This window comes from Bacteroides faecis MAJ27, assembly GCF_900106755.1.
GTDB lineage: Bacteria > Bacteroidota > Bacteroidia > Bacteroidales > Bacteroidaceae > Bacteroides > Bacteroides faecis.
This window is the reverse complement of record NZ_FNNN01000009.1, coordinates 139,925-157,842: the sequence shown is the minus strand read 5'-3', so window position 1 is coordinate 157,842 and position 17,918 is coordinate 139,925. Positions and strand designations below refer to the sequence as shown.

Genomic DNA, 17,918 nt, shown 5'->3' with positions numbered 1-17,918 from the left:
GAAGTTTATTCTGCCGTCTTCCGGCGAAAGTAACAAAGTGAACAAATGAAATGCAAAAAAGATTTTGGAAAGACATAGAAAGCTCAATTTTAACATTGTCAGAGTAGGTGTAGATTATTTTTATTTGTCTTTTTGTTGCTTGTTTGCTTTTCTTTATGTACATTTGTAAAACGAAAGAAATAATGAAATTACATAAATATTCAATAACAGGATTATTCTTTTTCATATTTCTCTTTGCCTGCCATCGAGATAGTGATAAAACGTCTCTTTTACATCGTGCCGATTCGCTGATGCAAGAGTTTCCTGACAGTGCTTTGGCTATTCTTGAATCGATTCCACATGTGGAAAAATTGTCTGGTTCTAATAGGGCTGATTATGCAATATTTTTAACTCGCGCAAGAACTAAGATGTATATTCATGAATCAAGTGATTCGTTAATTCGGTATGCAGTAGATTATTATAAAAGAAGTTGGAATGATGAGCGAAAAATGCAGGCTTATTATTATCGGGGCTGCGTGTATCGGGATATGCGGTGTATGGATTTAGCAGTGAAAGATTTTTTGCAAGCACTGAAGGTTATTCCTAAAGAGAGTGAACATCTTTATTTGGGGGCAATTTATGAGAATTTGGCGGGATGCTATGAGGAGCAGAATCTTTATGAGGATGCTATGCGTGCGCATCATAAAGCGCATGAAATTTATATTAAGCAAAAGAAAGATGATGGCTTATTTTATGCTGTCAGAGGAATAGGGTATGTTTTTATGCTTCAACATCAACTGGATAGTGCTTTGGTCTATTATCAAGAGGCATTGGATATTGCTGAAAATATAGGGGAAGATTATTATAAATCTCTTATATTGGGTGAATTGGGTATTTTATATAGCGAAGAAGGAGAATCTCAGAAGGCAAATCAATATATATCTGCTTCTATATCTTCTGCACCTGCAGGTACTAGTTTATTCACAGAATATCTCTGGAAAGGAAGGATTCTGCGAAACTTGCATCAAATAGATTCTGCACGATACTATTTGAATCGGAGTAAATCTTCTCCTTATATATATAATCGTGGAGGGAGTTATGGCGAATTATATAAACTAGAGAAGGAGGAGAAAAATTATCCTGCTGTTATAGAGGCTGCAGATTCTTTTATCTATTATCTTGATTCGATCTACGATACGACAAAGGCGGTAGAAACAGCTCATTTGGTTGATAAATATGAAATCGAACTTTATCAACAGAAACTCGGAGGAAGATATAAGATAGAGGTCTTATTACTGTTGCTCTTCTTTATCATTGGAGGAACGGTTTATCTTTTGATTGATAAAAGTCGTAAAAAGAAATATCTTGAACTGCAAAGTCAGTTAATGAAGAACCGTACGGATATTCTTTCTGGAGACATTGAAGGTCAGGATAATAGTGAATCTGATTTTATAAAAATGCTGGAGCCGAGTTTAAAACTTTGTCTTCAGTTGTTTCGAAGGACGGAAGTTTATGAAAAACTTCTTTTCTTAGAGAAAAAGATGGGAGTTGATGTCTCTTTAAGTATTCAAGAAGGGCAGATAATTTGTGAGAGTATTTATGAAACTTTTGGTGACATTATGCTTAAATTGAAAATTCAACACGTTGATTTAACAAAAGAGGACTTGCTTCATTGCGCATTTTTTTTGTTGGGTTGCTCTAAAGAAACAATCTTATTATGTACACGTGCTTCTGAAGGAGCATTTAAAAGTAGGAAAAGTCGTATGAAAATTAAATTGGGTGAAGACTTTTTTGAATGGATGACTACACGACAATACCTTGTTCTATAGAGGTTTACTGGGTGTGTGACATCTTTGTGACTTTTCTGTAACTCTTTTGTAACTTACTACTGAGGCCTATATTTAATCTTGTAACTTAATTGTGACCAGATAGCTGAATTTATTTAAGTCTTATCCCTTACATTTGTACCATAACCAATAAAAGCAAGTGTTATGAGAATAAAACTATTATTACTACTTTGTAGTTTGCTTGTAATAGGGAAGTGGGCATCTGCGCATGATATTTGTTTGCAAAGAAAAGCACGCCCCAATCCAATGGAAATACCCATTTTCCCTCCTTCTGAGAACTGTGCTATTCTTTCTAATATTCTTAATGTAAATTTCGATAGAACGAAAGATTATGCTACCATTACTGTGACGAATAAAGCTACTGGTGAAATTGTGCATTCCAAAACTTATCACAACACTAACTTTGTCATGATTGATATGTCATCTTGCGATAAAGGAGAGTATACTATCTATATTACTTTGGATGATTGTTTGTTGGAAGGTATATTTACTGTGCAATAAGAAATAAATTGTGAATATACGTTTGTTACAATAATCCTAAAGTGACTTTTACGGTGTTTTTACAAAAAACTATATTCCTTGTGGAACTAACAATAAAAAAGAATGGAGGCCAACGTTCTATTATTAACATTCATCTTTTTCCAAGTTTCGTGAGTGTTGTATTCTAAAACTGGAGAGTTATAATCAATAATGTTCTAAATCTAAGATTTTATGAAAACTAAATTGTTATTTATGCTATTACTATGTAGCTTCTATTGCGTTTCGTGTTCTGACGACGTTAAAACAGATGTAAAAGAGAAAACAGAAGTTGAAGTAAATTATGTGAAATTGAACGAGGCTTTAAATCTTTATAGCCAAGATTTTGCTGCGACTCATGCTACGTCCACAAGTACAAGAGGATTTTGGAAGTGGTTCAGAACTGTGTTGGCTTGTGATGCTACGGGTGCATTATTAGGCTCTTCTCTTGGAGGTGGAGGTGCACTAATTGGTGGTGCTATTTTTTCTGCGTTAGGTGCATCTTGTGCTTATGTTGTTCCTAGACCGGAACTTCCTAACGAAGTGGCTTTTGTAAGAGATATTCCTTGTTTAATGGAACAGGAGGATAGCATTGGATTTTCGCATAATGCAATTCTTCTTGAAATAGCAGAAGAGAATGAAGGTATCTTTGATCAGAATTTGACAGCTGAAGAATGGACAAATCTTATTGTGCCCAAAGCGGAAAAATATGGTTATTCTTTGTCTGCAAGTGATGAAGATGCAATAATGAATAATGTAAAAACGATGCCACTCACATCTGAGCTTATGCAAAGTGATGAACAATTAATATCATACTATAAAGCGAAAGCGCCTGAGTATGCTCAGCAGTTGGATGTGATTCATAGCTATGTTTCAACAGCAAGTCTGATAACTAATGAAGATGATTTGAAAGAATATACACAAGGTTGTGTACAGATTATATCTGATGCTCAATTACCACTTACTGAACGTAAGGCCCTGGTTTCTTCTGTGGTAGTCGCGGAGAGTAGTGCGATCTTGTGGATAGAGCCGGAAGAGGTTGTCTCTTTAAAGCCGTAATAATAAGTGTAAACAGCAATAGTCACATGAATTGGTGATATCTAATGTCATTATTCATGTGACTATGGACATAAAAAATAGTAAGATGAGAAAACTTATTTTATCTTTCTTATTTGTGCTTTCTGCTATGGTGGGATTTGCACAAAGTTTCTCTAAAGATAAGCTTTTTATCTCAGTAGAGGGTGGAAAAGGTGTATTGTTTGGAAAATCAAACTTGTCACCTTTTGGTATTGGTTATCGTGGAGGGTATGATGGAGGTTTGATGTGTAATGTGAAAGCGCTCTATCGAATTGATAAGTTTTGGGTTGCCGGATTAAAATTTAACCTCTCCGGTACTTCTGCCAATTATGGTCTTGATGATGGCACGAATGTTGCTGACAATGTGGATCTTTGGTACTTAGGACCACAACTCGGATTTAAAATACCAATAAACGAAAGAACTTTTTTTAGTTATGTGTTAGGAGTTGGTTATCTGCATTATCGAAACGAAGGGCGTAGTAATGCTGATTTTAAATGTAGCTCCGGTGCATTTGCCGGGAATATGGATTTTGGAATTGAATATAAGTTGACAGGCCATCTTGCAGTAAACGGAGGATTCTCGATTTTAACTGGCGATTTTAAAAAGATAAAAATGACACTTGATGATGTGGAAGAAACGTTGCGACCTGATAAACTTGATAGAATCTATGTACGGCGTCTTGATTTCCAATTGGGGTTAATTTTTTGCTTTTAATATAAATATCCACGAAAAAAAACATCAAAGGTCTTGATAATCAGAAATGTTAAATGTCTTAGTGGCATTGAGGAGGGTTAGTAATATGAGAAGAATTTTGGTAATGCTTCTTAAAAGGATATGGATATTGCCTGTTGCTTATTTATTCATCTATAAAATGAGAATAAATGAGAAATATCCTAATACTTTTATGCTTATAATGTTGGCTCTTACAGCCTTATTATTGGTATATGACTTTTATAGAGAACGTCGTAAAATACACTAATGTTATGCAATATGTAAAAGAGAATGTAGCTGATATCATTATCCTTATACTACTTGCCGTTTGGGGAATATATGAGGTGCTTATGATCCCTTTCTTATATGATACCATAGTATCTGTGTTTATAAGTTGTAGTTTGGTGTGTCTTTTCCCTTGGGCCTGCAAAAGTACGAAGATTGAATATCAAAGAATCAGAAATGGGGCTTTGCGATACTCTTTCACGTTTATGATTGCACTATTGGGTTCTTTAAAAATAGTAGAAGTTCTGCGTGAGCATACTTTTGATATTGATGGCATAAAAGTGATTTTTATTGGTATCTTTCTGCAAAGCGCTTATTTCCTGATTGTTAAATTAAAGTGCTCAAGGAATTATGAAAGATAATATTAAATTAGCATTATTCTTTGTTGTAATTTTTGGGGCGTTTACTATCCTTTTATGTACGGAGAGTAGTCGTTGGCACTCGGCTTCCATTGCAATGATTTTCACAATGAGTGGTGTTTTTGTAGGGCAACTTATTCAGAACAGGAAAAAACGAGAAAAGTATAAGAGAGATAAGGACTAAAGGATAGTTAAAAACAAGAACAAATATCTGTAGGGAAAATCGTAGTGCCCCGTTCCTTTAAAAGAAACAGGTCGTTCCTCACCGAGGAACATGCCGTTGGTTTTAAAGGAACGGGGCATTGGTTTTAAACCAAAAAATAGATATTGCTAATGCCTTAATAATCAGCTAGAAATGTTCTCTGCTGTTATAACTTCATAATCAGGTATTATTTGCGGACAAATATTGAAAAACAATGGCTGGATATGGGAGTGTAATTTACTGTATTATTATTTCTTGTACCTATCTCTGTATTGCTGTGGAGTAACTCCTGTCAGCTTTTTAAATAAGCGGTTGAAATAAGAGTGGTCTTCATAAGCCAGCAGATAAGATATGTTCTTTACCGGCATACTGTCTGTTATCAATATAAGCTGTGCTTTTTCTATTTTCTTTTGGTTGATGTATTGCAATGGTGTGTTGTTTATTTCTTTTTTGAAAAGTCGGATGAAATGATCTTTGGACAGACAGGAGATTGCTGCCAATGAATCTATATCTATTGTTTTATAAATATTCTTTCGGATATAAGAAAGTACTTTTTGAATCCGGTCATCGTTTATTTCTGTCTTAGGCTGGGCGTCTTTTAAGAAACGTGCCATGAGCTGATAAACTATTCCCCGTGATTCTACTTTGTCACAAAAGGTGCGTTGTTTGTTCTTTATGATGTTCTTGATTAATGTGGGGTTGTTATCGTAGCTTGTAGGATCGGATTGTGGTAGCTGCATGGTAGGATTTATTCCGCACAATCTTTTAATAAGAGGCAGTTCTAAATCTCCTGCCGGTATCTCTGTCGGGAAACTAAAGTCCTCCAGGATGCTTGATTCTGATTGGTGGTCTTCGTATATATGAAGGTAATAATGGACAAAATGGGTATCACACAAATAACTGTGAGTTGTAAATGATGGAACCAGATAGAGATGATCCGGCTTTAATTCCTGTATCCCTGTCGGCAATAGGATACGGGCAGCCCCTTCGGTTACATAATAAAGTCTGGTGAATGGACTGTTCACGTTTCTCCAATTCCAGTCTGCGTTGTGGATGGCTAGTCCTACGTTTAATATAAGCAAATGTAGCTGGTCAATTGATTGTGTCATGGTTCAAATGATTGAATAGAAAACAAAGCTGCTTGCAAAATAACGATAACTATATTTATTATCCAATGGAAAAGCTATTATTTCATCTTGAATCACTCGTTTTCGTGTCGGAAGAACTGTTTTTAGATATAAAAATCGATAATGTCCTATGTGATGACGTCTTTAGATAGTAGAAATGCCGAATTGCTCTTTATCTTTGCATTCACACAAATGTGGAGGAATACATAAATAACTATACCATGAAAACAAGACTATTATTATTGGCTTCTGCTCTGTTATTATCGGCAGAGATGGCAATGGCTCAGGATTATTCTGTACCTGTCTCAGAAAAGAATGAAAAAATGATGGAAGGAAAGTTTAAGCCTACCTGGGAATCTCTGCGAAATTATAAAGTACCGGAATGGTTTAGAAATGCCAAGTTTGGTATTTGGGCGCATTGGGGACCACAGTGTGTAGAGGGCTCCGGTGACTGGATGGCGCGTGAACTGTATTTTGAAGGTTCAAGGGCTTATAATCATCATGTGAAGCATTATGGGCATCCGTCAGAGGTGGGGTTTAAAGATATTATCCCTCTGTTTAAGGCCGAAAGATGGGACCCGGATAAATTGGTTGCACTATATAAGAAGATAGGGGCACAGTATTTTTTTGCATTGGGCAATCATCATGATAATATGGATCTTTGGGATAGCCAATACCAGCCGTGGAATTCGGTGAATATGGGCCCAAAAAGAGATATTCTGGCGGAATGGGAGAAAGCAGCACGTAAATATGAGCTTCCTTTTGGAATTAGCTTCCATGCCGATCACGCCTGGACCTGGTATGAACCTTCACAGCGTTATGACAGGGAAGGTCCGAAAGCCGGTATTCCTTATGATGGAAAGCTGACTAAGGAGGATGGTAAAGGAAAATGGTGGGAAGGGTATGACCCCCAGGATTTATATGCACAGAATCATCCGCTGAGTGAAGGCAGCTGGAGCAATGGTATGATCCATAAGCAATGGGCATGGGGAAAGGGTGTTTGTCTGCCTACTCAGGAATATTGTACGAATTTCTATGACCGTACCTTGGATGCTATCAACCGGTATCATCCGGATTTGATTTATTTTGATGTGACTGTACTTCCTTTTTATCCTATCAGTGATGCGGGATTGAAGATTGCCGCGCATTTCTATAATCATAATATGGCGGATCATAAAGGTAAGCTGGAAGCTGTGATGCTCGCTAAGATACTGGATGAACAACAACGTAAAGCTTTAGTCTGGGATGTGGAACGTGGTGCTCCGGATAGGATTATCGAAGAACCCTGGCAGTCGTGCTCATGTATTGGCGGTTGGCATTATAACACTTCTATTTATGAACACAATGGTTATAAATCGGCAGCGTCAGTTGTAAAACTCTTAGTCGATATTGTCAGTAAGAATGGTAATCTGTTGCTCAGCGTTCCTCTTCGGGCAGATGGGACATTTGATGAAAAAGAAGAAGTGATTCTAAATGATTTGGGCGACTGGATGGCTGTTAATAAAGAAGGTATTATTGATACCCGTCCGTGGAAAGTCTTTGGAGAAGGTCCGATAGCAGAATCTTCCGTTCCTATCAATGCGCAGGGCTTCAATGAAGGAACTTATAATAGAGCAACTTCAAAAGAAATTCGGTTTACACAAACTGACAAGAATTTATATGCGATAGTGCTGGCATGGCCGGAAGAGAAACAGGTCATTATTAAATCGTTGGCGGCAGGAAGTGAACAGTATCCCGGGAAGATTAGCAGAATCGACTTGCTAGGTTACGGAAAGGTTACATTCACTCGTACTGATCAGGGACTTATTATTAATATGCCTGATAAACGAGTGAATGAGATTGCTCCGGTGTTTAAAATAAGAAAGTAGATATCTGCTTTGAACTCAGAACATTTGTTCTGCAGTCTTCATACATTGCAATACATCTTCCTTATTCCCACAGAAAGGACCGGATTTTTCAATCTTTAATGTAGACATGGCAGCAGCAAATCGGCCTGCTTCTTCGATACTTGCACCCGATACCCGTCGATATAAATATCCGATTGTGTAGGTGTCTCCACAGCCAGTGGCGTCCACTACTTGCTGAGGCTTATAAGCAGGAATTCGGTAGAAATCTTTTCCATCGAATATGAGAGACCCCATACTGCCTAATGTGACTAATACTTCTTTGACTCCCCATTCATGCAGTTTTCGTGCTGCCTCGTGAGGATCGGAAAGTCCGGTAAGCACTTCCATTTCATGCTCATTCACTTTCAGGAAATGGATATATTGCAGGGCCTCCCGTTTGTCAGTCCAGTCTACCGGATATACATGGGTATCGCGGACTTCACGCAGGTATCCTTGTGAGTCGACAGCTATCAGCCCTTTTTGAGATAACTCCTTAATCACTTCTAAAGAAAAATCATCAGCTAACAGGGACCCGAGGTGATAAATCTCCGCCTCTATTTCCCGGAGTTGAGAAGCGGTGAAAGGATCGGCTTTAGTCAATACACGTTGTGTGCGGTCATCGGGATTTTCTCCATAGATATTCTCAAAGTATACGGAGTGTTTGCTGGGTAATGCAGTAACATTGATCCCAGTTTCACGCAGTTCTTCTACTACCTTTATTTCTGTAGCACCGACGGCTGTAATCAATGCATAGTCAATGTCATTGAAATGACGAATGGCATGTGAACAATAAAAAGCAGTACCTCCAGGCATGTAGACTGTATTTAGAGGAGTGACTACTTTGTCTAAAGTAATATGACCGATGCAGCAAAGTTGATGTTTTTTCATATGTGTAATCAATGAAAAAGCCCTCAAGAATAATCTTGAAGGCTTTCTAGTTTATTTTGTGCGGATGATAGGACTCGAACCTACACGCCTCACGGCACCAGATCCTAAGTCTGGCGCGGCTACCAATTACGCCACATCCGCATGCGTCGCTTTTTGTTTAGCGGTGCAAAGATAGGAAGATTTTCTGATTTGACAAATAATTAGGCAATAAAGTTATTCGCTTAAGATTTCGAAAGCTTTTTCAATCAGCGTATCTTTATGCTTGGACTGGTCTTCTTCAGTCATATCAATGTCTATATCAGGTAAAATACCTTCTTCCAGTGGTTGCATATTTTTGTCGAAATGGGGGCTGGCGGAGAAGCGGATGCTCCACCCGTTTGGCAATTCCGATGTGAAAGGAAGTCCCGAACCGCCTCCTGTCTGGTCACCGACTTGGATGATATTGCCGTTGTCTATGCTACGCATCAGATTAACAAAGTCGTTGGTTGCACTGTAGCAACGGCGGTTGGTCAGTATGACGACTTTCTTTTGCCACCGGATGCTGTTGGAAGGTTCCAAATAGATTGGTTCCGGTTTGGAGAAGTCGCTATGTCCTGTTCCCGTCTTATGCTGTATATATCCGGTCAGGATTTTATTGTTGGTGAATCGGGCGGCGATGCGGGAAGAATTGGTCAGGTTACCTCCTCCGTTGTCACGTACATCGATAATCAGTCCGTTGCAGGTGGCCAGATAGACAAGGATTTCATCCAGATTGCCATCACCAACTCCGGAGCTGAAACTTTCGTAGCGGATATATCCGATATTGTTATCGAATATTTTGTATTTCATACCTGCCGATGTGTAGTAGTCTTTGCTGGCACTACCCAGATAGTATTGGTACAGAATATCTTCCCGGTAGTTCCACGGATATCCCTGATACCATGCATCGTAATAAGAGACACGCTTGGCGGATGAAAGATTGACATGGCCGTCTTTCAGGATATAGAGCATCTCGCTAAGTTTATCGAAAAGGTCGTCATTGGACATGCCCGGCACAATCAGTTTGCTGTATTTCTCATGAACAGCGTCCCAGTCAATGCCTTTCGAGTCCAGAAAGCAATACCGTTCGTCAATGATCTTCCACAGTTGCTCGAAGTTTCCTACAGGATCATCTGCGAAATCATCTTCTCCGATACATCCCGTCTGTATGGGGAGGCAACAGAGCAGCAAAAGTATTTGTATAATTCTATTTCTCATTCTTAATCTTTCAGTTCTTGTCTATAGTCTTTTAATTTTCAACTTTCCACTTATTCTAGTATGCCCTTACCGATGAAGGCAGCCCTGTACCTTTTTTGTTGGAAAGCCGATACAGGTCTTTCACAAACCCTACCATAAATACATGAGAGTAAGTATGTGTCTTAATCCCGTTTACGTTGGATTGCTGCAAATCTGCCAGATAACTGAAACGCATCTTGGTATATCCTATTGGCAGATCGACAGAAAGCATCTGACGAAGGGAGGGCTGATTGTGGAGAGAGGTAAACTGGATGACTCCGCCGGAGTTACCCAGTGAGAAAATTTCGTAATAAGATTGCCCGTAGTGCGGTGAGAACATGAGCCCGATCACCGGCAGGTTGACCTGATAGCGGAGCACCATCGGATAGCGTTTGATTTTCAGGTGCCAGATGGCCATTCCCGAAGCGTCCAGATTGACATATGCCCGTGCAGAAGCCGGATTGTTACTATTGCGAAGGTTGTAAACGAAGCCTCCGTTGGCGTCAAACAGTCCTCCTGCCAGTAACTTGAAGTTTTCGGTCAGACGAAACTGATAATGAAGGCCGTAATTCCAGTTGACGAGTCCGGAAAAGGTATTGTTGTTGTCTGCGCGGTTATGTGTATAGCCGACGTCTGCCTGAAAGAAGTTCTGCACAGAAACATTTCCGTCGAACAATTTTGTCATCCGAATCGTCTCGCGGGAAATGCGGAAATCTATTCCTTTATATTCCTGAGGCGAAAGATAGGTGTCGAACACGTTGGTAAATCCGACCCCGTACATGGTGGCACGTGTTACATAGCGATGAGCTTGCAGACTGTCGGTCTGCGCCTGTAATCTTGTGCAAAGGGCGAACAGGAGGTATCCTGTCAGCCCTAGGTATAATAAGTTTTTCTTCATTGGCACATTGGGTATTTTTTACCGCATGTATACGTTAGCTAAAACAGCTTCATCTGTCCCGTAATTTCATCAATGATGTCCCCTTCGCTTTTATCGCTGTCCGGGTCCAGATTTTCCGGTTCTTCTGCCGCTTCTTCGGGCTGTTCCTTTACCGGTTCCGGGAAACGGGTAGGTTCAAGCTCGTTGATGGTATCCACCGTGTAGGTAGTGATTCGCTTCCCTTTGGCTTTGAAACCTTTCACTGCGATAAATTCTTCCGCATCAATCACCATCGCTTCACGGAAGCTGTCGTGACCGCCAAATATAACTTCCAGACGAGGATAGTACTCGTCAGTCAGGAGGATCAGACGGGTATTCTTATTTTCTCCCAGATAGTTCTGCTTGCGGTTGGAACCCTCAAAACAGAAACGTTTCAGATATGGATAGTTCTGCTGGTCGGCGTCATAAAGCGCGGCAGTCCATATCTTGTTCGGGTCAAACTTCTCGACAATGCTGACATTGTCCTCGTAATGGTTGCTCAGGTCAAAGTTAGTGGTGTAGAACTCGCCATTGTTGAGCACCACCAGAATGGTGTCGTCGCTTTGGAATTCTCCCAGATATTCTCCCCGTCCATCGTAGTTGAGGCGCAGGATATCACGGTCGAACCATACCTTTCGCCCTCCGAGGGTGGAACCGCCTTTTTGCTTCAAGGCAATCTTATGAACCGGCAGACGGGTGAGGATCACTCCTTGTGCCTGACGTCCTTTGATGCTGATTTCGCTGAAATCACGTTCGAAGATAATGCGTCTTACGCGTGGGTTCGGCTTTAATGTCACTTTGATGATTTCGGCTTCTCCGTTCGGGTTGGCGCTGAAATAAGTGATACGTGAGTCTGGCGTTCCCTGTGTGACATCGTATTCACGGTCACGGACAACACCTGTTACAGCAAAGCGTTTGATATAGGTCGTTCCTTCTTTGCCGTCCCGATAAGTGATGTTGTAGATGGTTCGCTTGTCATTCTTCTTGAAGACATTGACATAAAGTATGTTTTTGCCTACAAATTTTTTGTCGGCTACCGGGGTGACGATATATTTACCATCCCGGAAGAAGACGATTACATCATCGATATCTGAACAGTTGGCGACGAATTCGTCTTTCTTCAAGGCTGTTCCGATAAATCCTTCTTCGCGGTTGATGTAGAGTTTCTCGTTGGCTTCTACCACTTTGGCGGCTTCGATGGTGTCGAAGTTGCGCAGTTCGGTGCGGCGCGGGAAGTTCTTTCCGTATTTGTTTTTTAGCATCTGGTACCAGTTTACGGTATAGTCCACGATGTGAGCGAGGTGATCGTCGATTTCGGCAATCTCTTCTTTCATACGGGCGATCAGTTCATCGGCTTTGTCGGTGTTGAACTTCAGGATGCGTCCCATCTTGATTTCCATCAGTTTGAGAATATCCTCTTTGGTTACTTCACGGATAAAGCTCGGATAGAAAGGAGTCAGGCGGTCGTCGATATGTGCGCAGGCAGCGTCCATGTCTTTGGATTGCTCGAACTCTTTGTCTTTATAGATGCGTTCTTCGATAAATATCTTTTCGAGGGAAGCGAAATGGAGTGATTCCAGTATTTCCCCTTTCTTGATTTCCAGTTCCTGTTTCAGCAGTCCCAGTGTGTTGTCTGCCGACTTTTTCAGCACTTTGCTGACAGTGAGGAAGTGGGGTTTGCTGTCATCAATCACACAGCAGTTGGGGGAGATACTTACTTCGCAGTCGGTAAAGGCATATAATGCGTCAATTGTTTTGTCCGATGATGTTCCGGGTGCCAGATGTACCAGTATCTCTACGTTGGCAGCTGTGTTGTCGTCTACTTTACGTATCTTGATTTTTCCTTTGTCAACTGCCTTTAGGATAGAGTCGATGACGGTAGAGGTAGTCTTGCCATATGGAATCTCCGTGATAGCCAGTGTCTTGTTGTCCAGCTTGTTGATTTTAGCACGTATTTTTACCGCTCCGCCACGTTCTCCGTCGTTGTATTTGGCAACGTCGATGGAACCGCCTGTCTGGAAGTCGGGATATAGCTGGAACGACTCTCCACGCAGATAGCTGATAGAGGCATCGCAAAGTTCGTTGAAATTGTGAGGTAATATCTTGGATGAAAGTCCGACAGCAATACCTTCCACTCCCTGTGCCAGCAATAGAGGGAATTTGACAGGGAGAGTCACCGGTTCTTTGTTTCTGCCGTCGTATGACAGTTTCCATTCGGTGGTTTTAGGATTGAATACGATGTCCAATGCGAACTTGGAAAGGCGTGCCTCAATATAACGGGGAGCTGCCGCACCGTCTCCGGTGAGAATATTACCCCAGTTACCCTGACAGTCAATCAGCAGGTCTTTCTGCCCCAACTGTACCAGTGCATCGCCGATAGAAGCATCACCGTGCGGATGGAACTGCATGGTGTGTCCCACAATATTTGCCACTTTGTTATACCGTCCGTCGTCCAGCCGTTTCATGGAATGTAGAATACGTCGTTGCACAGGCTTCAAACCATCGTTGATGTGGGGAACGGCACGTTCCAGAATCACATAAGAAGCATAGTCCAGAAACCAATTCTGGTACATGCCTGTTAACTGATGCTTTACGTTTTCGTCCCGCGCGTCCGCCGGTTTGTAGTCTGAATGTTCTTCCGTTATCTCGTTGATTTCGTCACTCATATATCAATCTTCGCTTTGCTTTTACAACAAATTATCTTCTTTACATCAAAAAAAAGGGGATGTGCACGCAAAAATACGAAATTAATTCATATGAGGACGAAAAGAACTCACGTTTTTTATGATACTGACAACTCCAATCATCCTTTGTTTTCGTGAGTAAACTACCCAGGGACTTGACAACGTTCTTTTTATGTTGTATATTTGTAGTCGGCTATAAAGCCTGACTAAAAACCGAAATTAATGAAAAAAGAATTGTTTATTGCAACATTTATCTGCATGTGTTTACCTCAAAATAGGTGTAATATGCTAACAATATAACAGGAAAAATCAGCCAGTGATAACCTGCTGGGAACTCATGTGTAAACAATGGGCTGTGAATCTTTAGTGGATTTACAGCCTTTTTTGTTGCATAAATTTGAGACTTTTTCTGCAAAAGGAACTATTCGCGTTTATAATAAACTAGAGAGACGTTTCTAATAAACGATGAAAGAATTTATTAGAAACGTTCAAATAGTCATTGTGTAAAAGATAAACTATTTTCAATATATCTCGATGGAGGATGTATAGTATCTCTCTTATAAAATAGTTGCTATGGTAAACAATAATAACACGAATGCTTATTCGCATTATCATACAAAGAAAGTCTGCGTCAAAAAGACTAAAAACACATGTCATGATGGAAAGTAGATCGGTATAGTACATGAATTTCACACTTTTAGTAGGATGAACAAACAGAAGAATAAGATAAATTAATACCCTCCCTGTCTTATTTATGAGATAAATGCCTATCTTTGTGGCACTTTTTTGGAAAAAAGCAAATTCAAATTAATAGATACATATAAGAAAATGGCACAAGAAGACGTTTTTAAGAAACTTGTATCGCACTGCAAAGAGTACGGTTTTGTATTTCCTTCAAGCGATATCTACGACGGACTAGGCGCTGTATATGACTACGGTCAGATGGGCGTTGAATTGAAAAACAACATTAAAAAATATTGGTGGGACAGTATGGTACTGTTGCACGAAAACATTGTCGGTATCGACTCTGCCATCTTTATGCATCCTACTATCTGGAAGGCTTCCGGACACGTAGACGCATTCAATGACCCCTTGATTGACAATAAAGATTCTAAAAAACGTTATCGTGCTGACGTACTGATTGAAGATCAGTTGGCTAAATATGACGATAAAATCAATAAGGAAGTAGCAAAAGCGGCCAAGAGATTCGGTGAAACCTTTGATGAGGCTCAATTCCGTTCTACCAACGGACGTGTGCTGGAACATCAGACAAAACGCGATGCGCTTCATACTCGTTTTGCAAAAGCGCTGAACGACAATAATCTGGATGAGCTTCGCCAGATCATCGTTGATGAAGAAATTGTATGTCCTATCTCCGGAACGAAGAATTGGACGGAAGTTCGTCAGTTCAACCTGATGTTCTCTACTGAGATGGGATCTACTTCTGACGGTGCTATGAAAATCTATCTTCGTCCGGAAACAGCGCAAGGTATTTTCGTAAACTACCTGAATGTGCAGAAGACCGGTCGTATGAAGGTTCCTTTTGGTATTGCTCAGATCGGTAAGGCTTTCCGTAACGAAATCGTTGCCCGTCAGTTCATCTTCCGTATGCGTGAGTTTGAACAGATGGAAATGCAGTTCTTCGTAAAACCGGGTACTGAATTGGATTGGTTCAAGAAATGGAAAGAAATCCGTCTGAAATGGCACAAGGCATTAGGCTTTGGAGATGCCAGCTATCGTTACCACGATCATGATAAATTGGCTCACTATGCAAATGCTGCTACAGATATTGAATTCCTGATGCCATTCGGCTTCAAGGAAGTGGAAGGTATCCACTCACGTACGAACTTTGACTTGTCTCAACATGAGAAGTTCTCAGGAAAGAGCATCAAATATTTCGATCCGGAACTGAACGAGTCTTATACTCCGTATGTGATCGAGACTTCAATTGGCGTGGACCGCATGTTCCTCAGTATCATGAGTGCAGCTTATTGCGAAGAACAATTGGAAAATGGTGAGAGCCGCGTTGTATTGAAATTGCCGGCTGCTCTGGCTCCGGTGAAATTGGCTGTAATGCCTTTGGTGAAGAAAGACGGTCTGCCTGAAAAGGCTCGTGAGATCATCGATGCTCTGAAATTCCATTTCCACTGTCAGTATGATGAAAAAGACAGTATTGGTAAGCGTTATCGTCGTCAGGATGCCATCGGTACTCCGTTCTGCGTGACTGTAGACCATCAGACACTGGAAGATAACTGTGTAACATTGCGTAATCGTGATACGATGCAGCAAGAACGTGTAGCTATCTCTGAACTGAATAATATTATCGCAGACAGAGTGAGCATCACTTCATTATTGAAAACTTTACAATAAACCTTTAACGAATGAGTAAAAAAATCTATTTATTCTCCTTAGTATTACTGACTTTGGCATTTGTTTCTTGTAGTGAAACGGAAGAAGTGGGTAAATATGACAATTGGCGTGCGCGGAACGAGGCATATATTGACTCTTTGGCGAATGTCTATGCTACGGCTTCTGGTAGAGGAGGCTTGGAACGCATAGAGATGTTGACTGCTCCCGGTAATTACATCTATTATAAAGTAATGCCGTCAATGACTGATCATGTAGTAAAGGCGGGAAGTCCTAAATATACTGACTATGTGAAGGTATATTATAAAGGAACGAATATTTTAGGAGAATATTTTGATGGTAACTTCAAAGGAGATAATCCGGTTGTAAATGAGGAAAATCCAAGTGAAGGAGATTCTCCTACAACTATTTTCCAAGTCAGCGGGGTAATTACCGGCTGGGGTGAAGTGCTTCAGAGAATGGAAGTTGGTGACCGCTGGAAGGTTTATATCCCTTGGGAGTATGCTTATGGAAGCAGTGGTACTACTGGCATTTTGGGATATTCGGCTCTTGTTTTTGATATCACATTGCTTGATTTCGCTACTACTGAAGCAGAGTTGAAATAATAAGATAAAACTCTCTTTATATATGGAAGGTGCTGTATCTATAATTACGTAGATACAGCGCTTTTTATATTATTTTCTTTAATGCTGCTCTCCCTTATCTGTAAATGTGTCGGGATGATCACTTGTTTAATTGTTCTGTCTCCCTTAATCTGCTCAATCAACAGTTGACAGGCAGTTTCTCCCATTTTATAAGTCTGATGTGATACAGCAGATAATTTGGGCTCTACATAGTTGGCATGCTGTTCGTCAGTATATCCGATGATAGCAATATCTCCGGGAATGCTAAGCCCGTGACTTTTGATCACCTCCATGGCGGCAAAAGCCAATGTATCGTTCATCGCGAGAATAGCATCGGGAGGCTGGGGGAGAGATAATAATGTTTCCGTAGCAATCTTACCTTCCTCATAATCAATTTTTCGGCAAACGACTAATTCCTTTTCAATAGGAATCCGATTGTCACGTAAGGCTTCCAGATAACCGTGCTTCCTTCTCTTTACAATATCCAGATGATTGGCACCTCCGATAAAAGCGATCCGTCTGCTTCCGTTGTCCAACAGATGTTGGGTAGCCATCTGTGCAGATTGAACTCCGTCTGCTATTACCGACGAGAATTGATCAGTCAGGCAAACACGGTCGAACAGAATTAGTGGCATGTTGATCTCCTTTAATGCGACAAAATGAGCAAAGTCAGTTGTTTCCTGAGACAGGCAGGCAATGATTCCTTCTACCCGCATATTAACCAGGTTTTCTATATTCCTTTTCTCATGCTCGAAGGATTCATGTGAAGTTGTGATAATTACAAAGTACCCGTTGGCAATTGCCATATTCTCTATTCCGTTCAGGATAGAGGCAAAAAAGTGGGTGACTATGTCCGGAACTACTACCCCGATAATGCGCGGCGCATTTTTGCGCAGGCTCATGGCGAAAGGATTAGGACGATAATTCATATCTTTGGCCAGTTGCTTGGCTTTAGCACAAAGCTCGCGACTGATTTCCGGGCTGTCCTTCAGTGCCCGGGATACGGTAGGAATCGAGACACCCAATGCTTGAGCGAGATCCTTGAGTGAGGTATGTTTTTGGTATTCCATTGAAAGGTCTCCGGTTTATTAAAGGTTTCCAACTTTGATTCGTTTACAAAGAAAGCATATTCCTCGATAAGTAGCTACATTTAAAGAAAGATTTTTTACGTAAACCGTTACGTTGCTTTTTCGCCC

The 17,918-nt window shown here is 40.6% G+C and carries 14 protein-coding genes and 1 tRNA gene; 8 read left to right on the top strand and 7 right to left on the bottom strand.

All coding sequences use genetic code 11. The features are described from left to right. Positions 1 to 182: 182 nt before the first annotated feature. The 5 genes from BLW31_RS10130 to BLW31_RS10105 all read left to right on the top strand — a co-directional run bounded on the left by BLW31_RS10130 (position 183) and on the right by BLW31_RS10105 (position 4,778). Positions 183 to 1,808, top strand: coding sequence for a tetratricopeptide repeat protein (locus BLW31_RS10130; RefSeq protein WP_010536281.1), 1,626 nt, complete (start codon positions 183 to 185; stop codon positions 1,806 to 1,808). Positions 1,809 to 1,970: 162 nt separating this feature from the next. Further along, on the top strand, positions 1,971 to 2,327 hold the full coding sequence (locus tag BLW31_RS10125) for a DUF3244 domain-containing protein (protein ID WP_029425235.1): 357 nt from the start codon (positions 1,971 to 1,973) through the stop codon (positions 2,325 to 2,327). 210 nt (positions 2,328 to 2,537) lie between these two features. Continuing rightward, complete coding sequence (locus BLW31_RS10120) at positions 2,538 to 3,401, top strand: hypothetical protein (RefSeq protein WP_010536283.1); 864 nt, start codon at positions 2,538 to 2,540, stop codon at positions 3,399 to 3,401. Between the two features lie 85 nt (positions 3,402 to 3,486). Next, positions 3,487 to 4,134 (top strand): outer membrane beta-barrel protein, encoded by a 648-nt coding sequence (locus BLW31_RS10115; RefSeq protein WP_010536284.1) that lies wholly within the window; start codon positions 3,487 to 3,489, stop codon positions 4,132 to 4,134. 269 nt (positions 4,135 to 4,403) lie between these two features. Further along, entirely contained in the window at positions 4,404 to 4,778 is a 375-nt protein-coding gene (locus tag BLW31_RS10105) for a hypothetical protein (protein WP_010536285.1), read from the top strand. Between the two features lie 447 nt (positions 4,779 to 5,225). Here the strand turns inward: BLW31_RS10105 and BLW31_RS10095 are convergent, their stop codons facing one another. After that, positions 5,226 to 6,086 (bottom strand): helix-turn-helix domain-containing protein, encoded by an 861-nt coding sequence (locus tag BLW31_RS10095; RefSeq protein ID WP_022302192.1) that lies wholly within the window; start codon positions 6,084 to 6,086, stop codon positions 5,226 to 5,228. Between the two features lie 239 nt (positions 6,087 to 6,325). Between BLW31_RS10095 and BLW31_RS10090 the strand changes: the two genes are divergently transcribed. Further along, positions 6,326 to 7,972, top strand: coding sequence for an alpha-L-fucosidase (locus BLW31_RS10090; RefSeq protein ID WP_022302193.1), 1,647 nt, complete (start codon positions 6,326 to 6,328; stop codon positions 7,970 to 7,972). Between the two features lie 15 nt (positions 7,973 to 7,987). Here BLW31_RS10090 and BLW31_RS10085 read toward each other — a convergent pair whose 3' ends face one another. From BLW31_RS10085 to BLW31_RS10065, 5 genes are all read right to left on the bottom strand, one after another. Beyond that, entirely contained in the window at positions 7,988 to 8,878 is an 891-nt protein-coding gene (locus BLW31_RS10085) for a carbohydrate kinase family protein (RefSeq protein WP_029425238.1), read from the bottom strand. Positions 8,879 to 8,937: 59 nt separating this feature from the next. Next, positions 8,938 to 9,019: transfer RNA gene (locus BLW31_RS10080), tRNA-Leu, on the bottom strand. Between the two features lie 72 nt (positions 9,020 to 9,091). Beyond that, complete coding sequence (locus BLW31_RS10075) at positions 9,092 to 10,114, bottom strand: S41 family peptidase (RefSeq protein ID WP_010536290.1); 1,023 nt, start codon at positions 10,112 to 10,114, stop codon at positions 9,092 to 9,094. 55 nt (positions 10,115 to 10,169) lie between these two features. Next, on the bottom strand, positions 10,170 to 11,030 hold the full coding sequence (locus tag BLW31_RS10070; RefSeq protein WP_010536291.1) for a DUF3316 domain-containing protein: 861 nt from the start codon (positions 11,028 to 11,030) through the stop codon (positions 10,170 to 10,172). A 38-nt stretch (positions 11,031 to 11,068) separates the two neighbouring features. Further along, the gene (locus tag BLW31_RS10065) at positions 11,069 to 13,714 is read right to left on the bottom strand and encodes a DNA gyrase/topoisomerase IV subunit A (protein ID WP_010536292.1); all 2,646 of its coding nucleotides are present in this window, start codon (positions 13,712 to 13,714) and stop codon (positions 11,069 to 11,071) included. Positions 13,715 to 14,560: 846 nt separating this feature from the next. On the opposite strand from BLW31_RS10065, the gene BLW31_RS10060 reads away from it, so the two are divergent. After that, the gene (locus BLW31_RS10060; RefSeq protein ID WP_010536293.1) at positions 14,561 to 16,102 is read left to right on the top strand and encodes a glycine--tRNA ligase; all 1,542 of its coding nucleotides are present in this window, start codon (positions 14,561 to 14,563) and stop codon (positions 16,100 to 16,102) included. Positions 16,103 to 16,113: 11 nt separating this feature from the next. Further along, positions 16,114 to 16,704: a BamJ family beta-barrel-assembly machinery protein gene (gene bamJ / locus BLW31_RS10055; RefSeq protein ID WP_010536294.1), complete on the top strand. Its 591-nt coding sequence runs from the start codon at positions 16,114 to 16,116 to the stop codon at positions 16,702 to 16,704. A gap of 44 nt (positions 16,705 to 16,748) precedes the next feature. Here bamJ and BLW31_RS10050 read toward each other — a convergent pair whose 3' ends face one another. Beyond that, on the bottom strand, positions 16,749 to 17,792 hold the full coding sequence (locus BLW31_RS10050) for a LacI family DNA-binding transcriptional regulator (RefSeq protein ID WP_010536295.1): 1,044 nt from the start codon (positions 17,790 to 17,792) through the stop codon (positions 16,749 to 16,751). Positions 17,793 to 17,918: the final 126 nt, after the last annotated feature.

Excerpts from the sequence above, each read along its gene's own strand:
- BLW31_RS10130 (WP_010536281.1), top strand. The coding sequence starts at position 183 with ATGAAATTACATAAATATTCAATAACAGGATTATTCTTTTTCATATTT.
- BLW31_RS10125 (WP_029425235.1), top strand. The coding sequence starts at position 1,971 with ATGAGAATAAAACTATTATTACTACTTTGTAGTTTGCTTGTAATAGGG.
- BLW31_RS10120 (WP_010536283.1), top strand. The coding sequence starts at position 2,538 with ATGAAAACTAAATTGTTATTTATGCTATTACTATGTAGCTTCTATTGC.
- BLW31_RS10115 (WP_010536284.1), top strand. The coding sequence starts at position 3,487 with ATGAGAAAACTTATTTTATCTTTCTTATTTGTGCTTTCTGCTATGGTG.
- BLW31_RS10105 (WP_010536285.1), top strand. The coding sequence starts at position 4,404 with ATGCAATATGTAAAAGAGAATGTAGCTGATATCATTATCCTTATACTA.
- BLW31_RS10095 (WP_022302192.1), bottom strand. The coding sequence starts at position 6,086 with ATGACACAATCAATTGACCAGCTACATTTGCTTATATTAAACGTAGGA.
- BLW31_RS10090 (WP_022302193.1), top strand. The coding sequence starts at position 6,326 with ATGAAAACAAGACTATTATTATTGGCTTCTGCTCTGTTATTATCGGCA.
- BLW31_RS10085 (WP_029425238.1), bottom strand. The coding sequence starts at position 8,878 with ATGAAAAAACATCAACTTTGCTGCATCGGTCATATTACTTTAGACAAA.
- BLW31_RS10075 (WP_010536290.1), bottom strand. The coding sequence starts at position 10,114 with ATGAGAAATAGAATTATACAAATACTTTTGCTGCTCTGTTGCCTCCCC.
- BLW31_RS10070 (WP_010536291.1), bottom strand. The coding sequence starts at position 11,030 with ATGAAGAAAAACTTATTATACCTAGGGCTGACAGGATACCTCCTGTTC.
- BLW31_RS10065 (WP_010536292.1), bottom strand. The coding sequence starts at position 13,714 with ATGAGTGACGAAATCAACGAGATAACGGAAGAACATTCAGACTACAAA.
- BLW31_RS10060 (WP_010536293.1), top strand. The coding sequence starts at position 14,561 with ATGGCACAAGAAGACGTTTTTAAGAAACTTGTATCGCACTGCAAAGAG.
- bamJ (WP_010536294.1), top strand. The coding sequence starts at position 16,114 with ATGAGTAAAAAAATCTATTTATTCTCCTTAGTATTACTGACTTTGGCA.
- BLW31_RS10050 (WP_010536295.1), bottom strand. The coding sequence starts at position 17,792 with ATGGAATACCAAAAACATACCTCACTCAAGGATCTCGCTCAAGCATTG.